This window comes from Pseudomonas sp. OST1909 (genome assembly GCF_015277575.1).
GTDB classification, from domain to species: Bacteria; Pseudomonadota; Gammaproteobacteria; order Pseudomonadales; family Pseudomonadaceae; genus Aquipseudomonas; species Aquipseudomonas synxantha_A.
Window position 1 is genome coordinate 4,557,829 of record NZ_CP063780.1, and the last position, 13,142, is coordinate 4,570,970.

A 13,142-nucleotide genomic window follows, 5' to 3' on the forward strand; every position below is an offset into this window, starting at 1 on the left:
AAGGAGCAAATGATGAACCTGGATACCTGGCTGCTGTTCAGTGGGGCTGCATTGATCGTGATCCTGATTCCAGGGCCACTGTCGCTGCTGATGATCAGCAACAGTCTCAACTACGGCCTGCGCCGCTCGTACCCGGCGTTTTTGGGTGGAGTGTTTGCGTCGATCTGCCTGTTGAGCGCTTCGGCCTTGGGTCTGGGGGCATTGTTGCTGGCCTCGGAACAGCTGTTCAGCGCCTTGAAAATCGCCGGTGCGCTGTACCTGTTCTACCTGGCCTGGCAGAGCTGGCAGCAATCGCGTCTGCCGAGCGAAGGCGCCGAAGTCCCACAAACGCCGTCTGTACCGCGCTTTCGTGCGTTGTTTGGGCGAGCATTCGTGCTGGGTGCCAGCAATCCCAAGGACATCCTGTTCTTCGCCGCCTTCCTGCCGCAATTTCTCAGCAGCCAACAGCCGTTCCTGCCGCAATTGCTGATCATGATTGCCACCTGGACGATGCTAGACCTGCTGTGCAAGTTGGCTTACGGCTTGGGTGCCCATGGCGCTGCACGGTATTTGCGCAGCGGTTCGGGCCAGAGCTGGTTCAACCGCACCAGCGCCGCGCTGTTCGGCGGCGCCGGTGCGATGGCACTCATCAACGCTAAGGGTTCAATTTGACGAAATAAACAGTTGGATCGAGCCGCCCCTTTGTGGGCCATTGGATGCCGGCGACAATCCGCACCAAGCGCTGTTCTCGCATCGCGCTGTCAACCCCCCTTAATAAAAGAGAGTCGGGGTGTGAGTTGATGGCTATCCGAATCCACTTATCGGAAAGCTTCCCTCTCAAGGTCATTCGCCCCAGTTCAAGCCATTGGTAGGCCACGTAGTAAATTGTGCTCGAACGGGGATGAGTAACGACTGATTCAATACTGGGTTCTCCGCCACGCATCCCTGGGCGCCGCACAGACAAGTCATCGACGCGGAAACCCTGGCGCTCCAGCACGGTCCTGACGGCGGCGCGCTCCGCTTCAAGCCTCTGCGTCCTGACCGGTCTGACACCATAGTGCAGGCTCGGGTCTAACGTATGAGGCGGCGTGAAATCAACGCGCGTGAAGCCGGGCGCCTTGCCTTCAAAACCGACGTATAGGTATTGGTTGCGCCGTTCATTAGTCCGCAACATCCGTAGTAAATCATCCGTTTGGCCGCTGCTCGCAGGGAGCGGGGGTAGCCATTCGTCCAGCGTCGCGCGGATGCCGAGCAAATGGCTTGCCGTGGCAGAGGGGGAAGGATCTGACAATTCAATCATCCGTCTGACGGTAAACTTTCGAGCTGCACTCGTCATGGAGGGAAAGGCCCTGCCCACAGAGTCCTCCAACGTACTGTCGAACAGTGCCGAATGATGTTGCCATTCACCTGTAGGCAGGCGTGATACGGGAATGGGTTGGTCGCGAATATCAGTGCTTGTCCAGCGCATGATATCGGCTCGCGCGGATGGCCCCGGTGGCTCATTTCGGGTGATAAACACCAGGTCGGTCAACGGTGCATGATCGCCCTGTGGGAGCATCCGGTAAAAACCGCTGTTCGGATCCTCGAAGGTGGTATATGGAGGAGCCACGCGCAAAAACCTGGCATTGAGCGAAGAACCTCTGGGAGCCGTGCCAACCTCAAACACTTGAGGCGCAGGGAAGTCCACAACTTGACTGGAGTGAACTTGAGTACGCCAACTCAGCCAGTGGGTGTCCGTTGTACGTGACTGAAGAATCCGGTTCACAGTCGCCATGCGCTCACGAGGGGGTTGCCAATCCGACAATGGCGGCCGGGGAGCGCGCCATGGGTCATGCGCTGCGGAGTTGCCCCCAGATTGAAGATTATTGGTCTCCAGCAACCACTCCTTGGGCTGATGGATATTCAGGACCAACTCATCCTCACCGCTTTTGAGCATGTTTCTCAGCCGAAACGCCGACTCGCTATCACGTTGGTAAACGGGATAATGGTGAGTGTCATCCGTTACAAATTGCTGACCATCTTTCACATAGACGCCCTCCCTGCCACGCCCTTTGAGCGCCACAGCATCCGGCGGCACGCCCTTGACTTTGAAACGTTCCAAGGGTTTTAACGCGGCCGCAGAAGGCGCAGCCTGACGCAGCACCCGGCCATGACTGAAATGCGAACGATGTATCCGATTCAACACAGCCCCCAGCGGGCGCCGCACGATACCCGCCACTGCGCCTCTGACCTTGGGGCCGGGGGTAAAGGTCTGCCACAAATCGAACGCCAGATACAGGGTCATAAACACAATATCCACGACATCATTGGGGTCTGCGAACCGGTGAAAACGTCGTGCCACCACCAGCAATTCATAAAAGGAGTTAGCCAGCGCAAATAATGGAAAGAAAAACGATATGAGCGCTCGCATGCTGCTATCAGTCTGCTCCGCAAGGCGGCGGACACGATACTCATCCAGGCTCCTGCCAGAATTACTCGCCGCTTGAGTGCGGCGTTGCAAATCCAGCACATTGGCGTAATACAGCAATGCCCTGGGTTCGCTGTGGGACATAGGAACGATCACCAGCCAGCTTGAAGGGCTACTGGCAATTTGCTCGTGGATCAGTTTTTCGATCTCATCGAGCACTGGCGTCGGTTGCAGATGTGTAATGCTGAAGGAGCGAACAAAGCCAGGAAGCCTCCACTTACCTTCGAAATAATAAGCATCCGGCATGACAGAAAGCCATCCAGGCTCTCCTGCTTCATCGGGGTCATGAATGATTGCGTCAAATGCCCAACCGGGCGCTACCTGCCGCGCAAGTAACTTTACAAGGTCAACCGAAGCGGCAATGCGACTGAGTTCTACCCGCGCCATCGCCACACTGATGTACTCGGTGATGATCAAGGCGTGCGGCGCAGCAGGCCAGTAAACTACGCAGCGCCCACTGCCCTGATCCTGCATGACCACGATCCCTGAGATATAGCGATCATGCTGCATCGTGTGCGCCGCCAGATGAACGACGTGCAACTTCAAATCATACCCATTTTTCAGCAGGTCCTCAGGCGTTCGCGCCGCCATCGCCGTGCTGAACAGGCTCTGTGCAAAGGTGCTTAGCCCTTGTTGAACCGCCGAAAAAAGCTGCATGTGCGCGCATTCATCCAGCGTGCGATTGATCAGCGCAGGAATGCGACCTGCGTCCAGACTCGGGTTGGCTTTAACCGTGGGGTAGAAGGTATGGTTGATCTGCGTGTTGTAGTTTCCGCCGATATCCAGCGAGGAGACTGTCTTGATCAAATAGTCCTTGTTCAGCCGTTGTTTCCACTGCGGCTGCAGATAGCGTGCTCGATTCAATCGCCAAGACACCCAGGGTGCTTTCGGATCAAGATTATGCAACGCCAGCTGCAACATGCTGAAAGTTGTGGTTTGAGTACTTGGGGTCAGGACCTCCCCGCGATCACCCGGCGTGCAGTGGCTTTGATTACCGCAGAAGCTGCCTCTGACATCATCCGGCATCGTGATCAGGGGCTTGTCGATGTCCAGCTCCGGGTAGAAACCATCCTCGGTTAAACGGGCGATCAACTTGCGGCGGGCGAACGTTTCCAAGTCAGTCAGAGAGCGTTCAAGCAGGTTTTCAGAGGCAAAGGCGCTGCTCAGGTACCGGCGCTGCAAGCGCTTGAAGTGCTTAAGCTGGGCAGATGTTGCGCCCGCTAACCACTGCGGCAGTTTTTTTGCCTCAAGCGCAGCCTCGCGCAGAAGATCAACGTTGGCCTGAGCCTGGGCCAAGGCGGGACTGTCTGGAATCTTCAAGTGAGCGTCCAGCTCAGCCAATAGCAGCACACGGCTCAGCTCGGCATCTTTTACCTCATTGAACAGACCGGCAGTCCCCTCAATACGCTTGTTCAAGCCAAAGTAGTAGGTCATCAAGTGTTTGAAAGAAACCGTCGCAGGGTTCCCCTCAATGGGTTCATAGCGCACCGTCAGGGTTTCACGCCGGGCATGGTCACGTAAGTCGTGACGCTTATCGTGCTCTATACAGCCCCACAGGACCGAATCATCACAGCTCCCGAGGCTGGCTTTCAGACCGCGGGTTAAAGCATCCAGGCCGGAAAAAGCCTTCAGCCCGCCATATTGCCCGAATGCATACAGCGCGACCGGAACCCCACGGGACGGGTGCTTCATCGCCGTCGCCCGAGCCACCACCCAAACGTTATGAAGCGGGTAGAAGGCAGCCTGCGCGCTGCCCACAGAGACCGAAAACACCTGGGCTTTTCCGCCCACGTATTTGGATGCCGACAGCCGCTCCACCACCTCCATCACCAAATCCAGATGCGCAGTGGGTATCAGCTTGAGCCGGTGTTGCAACTGAACCTCACAGCGCAGAGCCTCGACATGGGCACGCAGGAACAAGGCATAGCGTTTGTGCGCACCCGTTGGGCGCTCAATCCAAAAAGGCACATCGTAGAGCCGCTGCTGCGCATCTTTAATCAGCGAATTCAACGCGTCTTTATGTGCTTTGAGTTGGTTCTCAAGCACCACAAATTCCTCAAGCGCTGCAGTCTCGACGCTTAGATCATCGGCGTTGAATAGTGCGAGCAGACCTTTTCCGTAGCGTTTGACCTGTTGTTCCGCGGTGAGCAGGGCCAGACCGGGCGCCGTGCTGGCAAAGATAATTTCTGCGCGTCGTCGTTGTTCGTCCCACTTGAGCAATTGATCGACTAGAGCCCCAAGTCGGACTTTACCGACCAGTGCCTTCCTTGCACGCTCGATAAAACGCAGAAATGGCACAGCGGTCAGCGGTTGAGGTGGCGGCTGTTGTGGAGAAAACACGTGTGCGTGATTGATCGCCAGCGCACAGGCCAGCTCGTTTTCCCATTGACCTTCCAGCAACGCTTGCGCGCTCATCGCCAGCGCATCACCGGAGATTGTCGAGCCGCGACTCACGCTTGACGGGGGGGTCAGGTCCGTAGGCCGACATAGCTCATGGCGGCGCTTTAACGGCAGGCATTGCCAGAGTTCGTCGAACAGTGACTCACTGACCAACTTCAGAAGGCCACATTGCAGGCCGAAGAAGGACGAGTACTCGTAGAAATTGCGCACCACACCCGGTAGGTAAATCACATGCGGTGCACCATCAGGATCGCCTTCACGGTAGATATGCAAGGCACCGGGAATTGCAACCGCAGGCGTACCCGGCCACATCAGCGAACTCGCTCGCACATTGGCCCAATCGCCCCCTGCTCGCTGGCGTGCCTCAGCACTCGGTGCGTCGATCAGGGCCTGCAGCAGTGCCATCCCGGCACTCGACAGTTCGTCCAATTGCCGCGCTATAAAAGCCCGGCCAGCGAAGAGTTCGGCGTGCAGCTCTGCCCAATGCCCCCTGCGTGTTTGCACGGAACCGGGCTGCAGGGCGTCCCAATAAGGTGTGGCCGACAAGGCAATTCTGTCTTGCAGCTTCATGGCGATAACTCGCTGCAGCACTTGCAACGGCGTATAAGGCAACTGGCGAGTCGGGTCACCCTTGACGCTCAGGGCAGTGAACTGATTCAGGTTGATCGGCACTGCGGGCAAGACCAGTGACAGCAGCGCACGATCAGTCAGGCTGTCGACTTTCTGCGGCTCTGCAGGTGGTTTTGGCACGGTGAACAGCAGGCTGTCCGGGTCTATTTCAAACTCTTTGCGCAGCTCGTTGCGGATCACCCACAAAACTTTGGGCACGCGCGCTATCAGCCTTGCAAGCACCTTTATTACCTCAGCGCAGCGCAGTTCGGCAAAAGCAATCTGATTAATCAAACGGCTTGGATGGGCGTGAGCGTTGATTCGCCGGGTCAGCTGGCTGCGTATACCCTGAAGCGTTGCTTGGGCAGCGACCTCCGGATCTTCTGGGTCGGGTATGTCGTTGAGTAAGGCCATGGTGTTTTCTTGATTGAGGAAAACACCGAGCCTATGCAACGCACAGGCGCTTGAGGCTTTAGATAGTTGAACGCAGCACGGTCGAAAAAAAGCCCGCAGTGTGCGCGGGCGAAACCAACGAAGAGCATTTGGGGATGTGAAGCGAGGTGACGACTCAGCTACCGCGATAGGTGGAGTAGCTGTAAGGCGAAATCAGCAGCGGCACATGGTAATGCTCTTGTTCGGCGCTGATGCCGAAACGCAATACCACCACGTCGAGAAAAGCCTGCTCTGGCAGTTGCACACCGCGGGCACGGTAGTAGTCGCCAGCACTGAATTGCAATTGGTAGACACCGCTGCGGTAGTCATCGCCTTGCAGCAACGGCGCGTCGCAACGGCCGTCGCTATTAGTCACGGCGCTACCCACCAGTTCAAGCTGCGCGCCTTCGACGCGATACAACTCGACCTTGATCGCGCTGCCGGGGCAGCCGTGTGCGGCGTCCAAAACGTGTGTGGTCAAACGTCCCATGGCTTTTATGCGCCTCCCGAAGTCAGTCATAGAGAAACCCGCACTCTTTCAGGGCAGTGAAAAAGCCGGCGATGGCCGATTAAGACACTTTTATAAAAAATTGTACACAATAAATTTCACAGCGCTTCCACCCTCCTGTAGGAGCGAGCTTGCTCGCGAAAAACGCCAACGATGACGCGGGCTCTCAGAATGAAAAGTGGCGCGCTCAGGTTTTTCGCGAGCAAGCTCGCTCCTGCAGTGGGCTTTTTCATTTTAACCTGACCACTCAGGCAAGTTTCTTGCAGAGACCTTTAGAGAGACCGTTCAGAAAAAATGCAGAAATGCAGGCTTACAAAGTTTGCGATAAGTTGTATACAATCACTCATCGCTGTGACGCCACCCAGTCTTTCCACTGCCCGGCCGCCACACACCTAGCTACCACGAACAAGAAGGAAGACTGCAGTGAGCGCTGACTACCCACGCGACCTGATCGGTTACGGCAGTAACCCTCCTCACCCCCACTGGCCGGGCAACGCACGCATTGCGCTGTCGTTCGTACTCAACTACGAAGAAGGCGGCGAGCGCAATATCCTGCATGGCGACAAAGAGTCCGAAGCCTTCCTTTCGGAAATGGTCTCGGCCCAGCCGCTGCAAGGCGAGCGCAACATGAGCATGGAGTCGCTGTACGAATACGGCAGCCGTGCCGGGGTGTGGCGCATCCTCAAGTTGTTCAAAGAATTCGACATACCGCTGACCATCTTCGCCGTGGCCATGGCTGCCCAGCGTCATCCGGATGTGATCCGCGCCATGGTCGCCGCCGGCCACGAGATTTGCAGCCACGGCTACCGCTGGATCGACTACCAGTACATGGACGAGGCCCAGGAGCGCGAGCACATGCTCGAAGCCATCCGCATCCTCACCGAGCTGACCGGCGAACGCCCGCTGGGTTGGTACACCGGTCGTACCGGCCCCAACACCCGCCGCCTGGTGATGGAGGAAGGCGGTTTCCTGTATGACTGCGACACCTACGACGACGACCTGCCCTACTGGGAACCCAATACCCCTAACGGCAAGCCGCACCTGGTGATCCCCTACACCCTGGACACCAACGACATGCGCTTCACCCAGGTGCAGGGTTTCAACAAGGGTGACGACTTTTTCGAGTACCTCAAGGATGCCTTCGACGTGCTGTATGCCGAAGGCGCCGAAGCGCCGAAGATGCTTTCGATCGGCCTGCATTGCCGCCTGATCGGCCGCCCGGCACGCCTGGCCTCGCTCAAGCGCTTCATTGAATACGTCAAAGGCCATGATCAGGTGTGGTTCACCCGCCGCGTGGACATCGCCCGTCACTGGCACCAAACCCACCCCTGCACGGGAGCGGCGAAATGACGGCGTTCCAGACCTTGCAACCGTCGACCCTGAGCCGCGACGCCTTCGTCGCTGCCTTCGCCGACATCTACGAACATTCGCCATGGGTAGCCGAAAAGGCCTTCGAGCTGGGCCAGGATGCGTCGATCGACCAGATCGAAACCCTGCACCAGCGCATGAGCGATATCCTGTTGAGCGCTGATCATCAAAGCCAGTTGGCCCTGATCAACGCCCACCCGGACCTGGCCGGTAAAGCCGCCGTCCAGGGCCAACTCACCCAAGCCAGCACCGATGAGCAAGCTGGCGCGGGGATTCACCAATGCACGGCCGAAGAGTTTTCTCGCTTCACCGAGCTGAATGACGCCTACAAGGCCAAGTTCAAGTTTCCCTTCATCATGGCGGTAAAAGGCAGCAACCGGCACCAGATTCTCGCCGCGTTCGAAACGCGCATCCATAACTCGACAGACACCGAGTTCAAGTGCGCGCTGGACGAGATCAACAAGATCGCGTTGTTCCGTTTATTGACCCTCTAAACGACCATCCCCAGCCACTCTATCCAAGGCAGACAAGAAGAATGAAAGCTTACGCCGTACCTTTCGAAAAGTTCGTCAACCTGGCCGACGCCCGCCTGGGCACCAAGATCATCTCGGTGACCGATGACTGGTTCGCCGACGCCAACCGCCTGTTCCAGCCGACCCCGGCCGTGTGGAAGGAGGGCGTTTTCGATGACAACGGCAAGTGGATGGACGGCTGGGAGTCACGCCGCAAGCGCTTCGAAGGCTACGACAGCGCGGTGATCCGCCTGGGCGTGCCCGGTTCGATCAAAGGCGTGGACATCGACACTTCATTCTTTACCGGCAACTTCCCGCCGTCGGCCTCCCTGGAAGCCTGCTTCCTGGCCTCGGGCGAGCCGGATGCCAACACCCAATGGGTTGAAGTGCTGTCGGCGGTAGAGTTGCAAGGCAACAGCCACCACTACCACGAGATCAACAACGACCAGGCGTTCAGCCACCTGCGCTTCAACATCTACCCGGATGGCGGCGTCGCCCGTCTGCGTGTGTATGGCGTGCCGTTCCGCGATTGGTCTTCGGTGGGCGACAACGAACAGGTCGACCTGGCTGCCGCGCTCAATGGCGGTCGTGCCCTGGCCTGCTCCGATGAACACTTTGGCCGCATGAGCAACATCCTCAACCCGGGCCGTGGCATCAACATGGGTGATGGCTGGGAAACCGCGCGTCGTCGTACACCGGGCAATGACTGGGTGATCGTCGCGTTGGGCCACCCGGGCGAGATCGAAAAGATCATCGTCGACACCCTGCACTTCAAGGGCAACTACCCGGACACCTGCTCGATCCAGGGCGCCTTCGTCAAAGGCGGCACCGACAGCCAGATCGAAACCCAATCGCTGTTCTGGCGTGAACTGTTGCCGGCGCAGAAACTGGAAATGCACGCTGAACACACCTTCGCCGAGCAGATCAAGGCGCTGGGGCCGATTACCCATATCCGCCTGAATGTGTTCCCGGATGGTGGTGTGAGTCGCCTGCGCGTCTTGGGCAAAGTGTCGAAATAAGCGGTGATGCCTTCGCAGGCAAGCCAGCTCCCACAGGGGAATGCATTCCAAATGTGGGAGCGGGCTTGCCCGCGATAGCAATAGACCAAACAACACAGTATTCGGATAAGAGACAGCCATGCGCACACTGATGATCGAACCCCTGACCAAAGAAGCCTTCGCCCCTTTCGGAGACGTTATCGAAACCGATGGCAGCGATCACTTCATGATCAACAACGGGTCGACCATGCGCTTTCACAAACTGGCAACGGTCGAAACAGCACAGCCTGAAGACCACGCCATCATCAGCATCTTCCGCGCCGACGCGCAGGACATGCCGCTGACCGTGTGCATGCTGGAGAGACACCCGCTGGGCAGCCAGGCGTTCATACCGCTGCTCGGCAACCCCTTTCTGATCGTGGTCGCGCCACTTGGCGATGCACCTGTATCAGGCTTGGTCCGCGCCTTCGTTACCAACGGCAGGCAGGGCATCAATTACCATCGCGGCGTCTGGCACCACCCGGTGCTGACGATCGAAAAGCGGGATGACTTCCTGGTGGTTGATCGCAGTGGCACAGGCAATAACTGCGATGAGCATTTTTTCAAAGAGGATGAGCGGTTGATCCTCGCCCCCCACCAATAAGAGAAGGCCGGATCACCCGACAACAAGGGTGACAGGCGAGAGGTAAAGACTGTGGAAGCACATCTGTTGGAATGGCTGAACCTGAGCGTTCGCTGGGTTCACATGATCACTGGCGTCGCCTGGATCGGCGCTTCGTTCTACTTTGTCTGGCTGGAAAACAACCTCAATCGCGTCAACCCCAAGAACGGCCTGGCCGGTGACTTGTGGGCGATCCACGGTGGCGGTATCTACCACCTGGAAAAATACAAACTGGCCCCGCCGACCATGCCGGACAACCTGCACTGGTTCAAATGGGAAGCCTACTTCACCTGGATGTCGGGCGTCGCGCTGCTCTGCGTAGTGTTCTACCTCAACCCGACGCTGTACCTGCTCGCCCCCGGCAGCAGCCTCAGCGGCACCGAAGGCGTATTGCTGGGCATCGGCTCACTGTTCGCCGGCTGGTTCATCTACTCCTTCCTCTGCGACTCGGCCCTGGGCAAGCGCCCTGCCCTGCTCGGCTTGATCCTGTTCGTGCTGCTGATTGCGGCGGCCTATGGCTTCAGCAAGGTGTTCAGCGGCCGTGGCGCCTACCTGCACGTGGGTGCGGTGATCGGTACGATCATGGTCGGTAACGTGTTCCGCATCATCATGCCCGCCCAGCGTGCACTGGTGGCAGCCATCGCCGAGAACCGCACACCGGATCCGGCGCTGCCGGCCAAGGGCTTGCTGCGTTCTCGCCACAACAACTACTTCACCTTGCCGGTGCTGTTCATCATGATCAGCAACCACTTCCCGAGTACCTACGGCAGCCAATACAACTGGCTGATCCTGGCCGGGATCGCAGTGGCGGCGGTGCTGGTAAGGCACTACTTCAACACCCGGCATGACAGCCAGAAGTATGCGTGGACCTTGCCGGTGGGCGCGTTGGCGATGATCAGCCTGGCGTATGTAACCGGGCCCAAGCCTGCAGAACCGATTGCCAAGGCACCTGCTGCGATCGAGTACCAGCCGCTGCCGGAAACCGCCCTGGGCGGTGGCTTGAAACCCGCGGCGCCTGCCGCCCCCGCCGCTGAACCGGCACCAGCCCAGGCCACGACCGACTTCGGCCAGGTGCACCATGTGATCGAACAACGCTGCACCGTGTGCCATTCGGCCAAGCCCACCAGCCCGTTGTTCAGCACCGCACCGGCAGGGGTGATGTTCGACACACCGGCACAGATCCAGCAGCAGGCCGCGCGTATTCAAGCGCAGGCCGTGGCCAGCCAGATCATGCCGCTGGGCAATATTACCCAGATGACCCAGCAGGAAAGAGACCTGATCGGCACCTGGATCAATCAGGGGGCCCGCACCAACTGACTGTTTCACACAGGACCAATGTGGGAGCTGGCTTGCCAGCTCCCACAATTGAGATCTGCCGTGTTTTGAAAATTGCTTTGCAAACAACACAAAAATAAAAAGATTCGAGGTGTTGCATGTCCCAGTTAGAAACGCAGACTCCTGCCGCGCCCGCCATGGTGCGGCTGCCCCTCTTGCAACTGATTCTGGTTGGCTTGCAACACGTCTTGCTGATGTACGGCGGCGCCGTCGCCGTCCCCCTGATCATTGGCCAGGCCGCAGGCTTGAGCCGTGAAGAAATCGCCTTCCTGATCAACGCCGACCTGCTGGTGGCCGGTATCGCCACCATGGTGCAGTCGTTCGGCATCGGCCCGGTGGGTATCCGTATGCCGGTGATGATGGGTGCCAGCTTCGCCGCTGTCGGCAGCATGGTCGCCATGGCCGGTATGCCCGGTATCGGTTTGCAAGGCATCTTCGGCGCGACTATCGCCGCCGGGTTCTTCGGCATGCTGATCGCGCCATTCATGTCCAAGGTTGTGCGCTTTTTCCCGCCGCTGGTAACCGGTACCGTCATTACCGCCATCGGCCTCTCGCTGTTTCCCGTGGCCGTGAACTGGGCCGGTGGCGGCAGCGCTGCCGCCACGTTCGGCTCGCCGGTGTATCTGGCGATTGCTGCCCTGGTGCTGGCGACCATCCTGCTGATCAACCGCTTCATGCGCGGCTTCTGGGTGAATATCTCGGTGCTGATCGGCATGGGCCTGGGTTACGGGTTGTGCGGCGTTATCGGCATGGTCGACCTCAGTGGCCTGGCCCAGGCGCCCTGGGTGCAGGTGGTCACGCCGTTGCACTTCGGTATGCCCAAGTTCGAGTTGGCGCCGATCCTGTCGATGTGCCTGGTGGTGGTGATCATCTTTGTCGAGTCCACCGGCATGTTCCTCGCCCTGGGCAAGATCACCGGCCAGGAGGTCACCCCGAAAATGCTGCGCCGCGGCCTGTTGTGTGACGCAGGCGCGTCGTTCTTTGCCGGTTTCTTCAACACCTTTACCCACTCCTCCTTCGCGCAGAATATCGGCCTGGTACAAATGACCGGCGTGCGCTGCCGCTCGGTCACGATCATCGCCGGGGCCTTTCTGATTGTGCTGAGCCTGTTGCCCAAGGCCGCCTATCTGGTGGCGTCGATTCCGCCGGCAGTACTCGGTGGCGCGGCGATAGCCATGTTCGGCATGGTGGCGGCGACCGGGATCAAGATCCTGCAGGAAGCCGACATAGCCGACCGTCGCAACCAGCTATTGGTAGCGGTGAGCATCGGCATGGGCCTGATCCCCGTGGTACGGCCGGAGTTCTTCGCGCAACTGCCACTGTGGATGAGCCCGATTACCCACAGCGGGATCGCCATGGCCACACTCAGCGCGTTGTCGCTGAACATCCTGTTCAACATCCTCGGCGGCGCTGAACGCCCCGAAGTCGCCCATACGCATTGATTCCTTTGTTAGTACAAAAATAACAACAAACAGGGAACACCCACATGCACAGCCTTCAACCGGGGCCGGCCACACGCCGCGCCCCATTCTCGCCCCTCGCGCTCTGTTACAGCGCACTTGAGCCCAGGCCTGGGAGCCAGTATTCTCCGCGCCCGCTCGAATCGACTCAAAAAAAAACAGCGAATGTAAAAGCTGACTTCAAGGCCAACTTATCCCGGCCTGATGTTGGCTGCCAAAGTGCGCAAAAGTCCTCTGAATTCGACTGCATCCGCTGCAGCCGACGGGGATTTTTTGGCTTTTCAAACACCTTGGCGCAGCTCTTGCTAACAGCATTAAAGCTGACCGAACAGACGATTTTTGCAGCGAACCAAAAGGCGCCATACCAGAGCGCCTGCGTAGAAGAAAAAAAACCATAAAACTTTAACTCGGGA

At 58.4% G+C, this 13,142-nt stretch carries 10 protein-coding genes; 8 read left to right on the forward strand and 2 right to left on the reverse strand.

Annotated elements, in window-relative coordinates:
* Window positions 1-12: 12 nt before the first annotated feature.
* Window positions 13-651 (forward strand): LysE family translocator, encoded by a 639-nt coding sequence (locus tag IH404_RS19710; RefSeq protein ID WP_005789943.1) that lies wholly within the window; start codon window positions 13-15, stop codon window positions 649-651.
* On the opposite strand, the gene IH404_RS19715 is transcribed toward IH404_RS19710, so the two are convergent.
* Both IH404_RS19715 and uraH read right to left on the reverse strand, forming a co-directional pair.
* A complete protein-coding gene (locus tag IH404_RS19715) occupies window positions 635-5,869 on the reverse strand; it encodes a DUF6543 domain-containing protein (RefSeq protein ID WP_194438843.1) in 5,235 nt (1,744 codons plus the stop codon). The two genes, IH404_RS19710 and IH404_RS19715, sit on opposite strands and share 17 nt — an antisense overlap.
* 154 nt (window positions 5,870-6,023) lie before the next feature.
* Window positions 6,024-6,407 (reverse strand): hydroxyisourate hydrolase, encoded by a 384-nt coding sequence (gene uraH, locus IH404_RS19720; protein WP_194438845.1) that lies wholly within the window; start codon window positions 6,405-6,407, stop codon window positions 6,024-6,026.
* Between the two features lie 411 nt (window positions 6,408-6,818).
* On the opposite strand from uraH, the gene puuE reads away from it, so the two are divergent.
* The 7 genes from puuE (at window position 6,819) to IH404_RS19755 (ending at window position 13,127) form a co-directional block, all read left to right on the forward strand.
* Window positions 6,819-7,745: an allantoinase PuuE gene (gene puuE, locus IH404_RS19725; RefSeq protein WP_005789948.1), complete on the forward strand. Its 927-nt coding sequence runs from the start codon at window positions 6,819-6,821 to the stop codon at window positions 7,743-7,745.
* On the forward strand, window positions 7,742-8,257 hold the full coding sequence (uraD, locus tag IH404_RS19730; protein ID WP_005789950.1) for a 2-oxo-4-hydroxy-4-carboxy-5-ureidoimidazoline decarboxylase: 516 nt from the start codon (window positions 7,742-7,744) through the stop codon (window positions 8,255-8,257). Before puuE ends, uraD begins: the two co-directional genes overlap by 4 nt.
* A 41-nt stretch (window positions 8,258-8,298) precedes the next feature.
* On the forward strand, window positions 8,299-9,294 hold the full coding sequence (gene alc, locus IH404_RS19735) for an allantoicase (RefSeq protein ID WP_005789952.1): 996 nt from the start codon (window positions 8,299-8,301) through the stop codon (window positions 9,292-9,294).
* A 118-nt stretch (window positions 9,295-9,412) separates the two neighbouring features.
* Window positions 9,413-9,916 (forward strand): ureidoglycolate lyase, encoded by a 504-nt coding sequence (locus IH404_RS19740; protein WP_005789953.1) that lies wholly within the window; start codon window positions 9,413-9,415, stop codon window positions 9,914-9,916.
* Between the two features lie 51 nt (window positions 9,917-9,967).
* Entirely contained in the window at window positions 9,968-11,251 is a 1,284-nt protein-coding gene (locus IH404_RS19745) for a urate hydroxylase PuuD (RefSeq protein WP_003192825.1), read from the forward strand.
* A gap of 116 nt (window positions 11,252-11,367) precedes the next feature.
* The gene (locus IH404_RS19750) at window positions 11,368-12,711 is read left to right on the forward strand and encodes a nucleobase:cation symporter-2 family protein (protein ID WP_005789955.1); all 1,344 of its coding nucleotides are present in this window, start codon (window positions 11,368-11,370) and stop codon (window positions 12,709-12,711) included.
* A gap of 44 nt (window positions 12,712-12,755) precedes the next feature.
* Window positions 12,756-13,127 carry a hypothetical protein gene (locus IH404_RS19755; protein ID WP_143508472.1) on the forward strand — a complete coding sequence of 124 codons (372 nt, stop codon included), beginning with the start codon at window positions 12,756-12,758 and terminating at the stop codon, window positions 13,125-13,127.
* The last annotated feature ends 15 nt before the right edge of the window (window positions 13,128-13,142 follow it).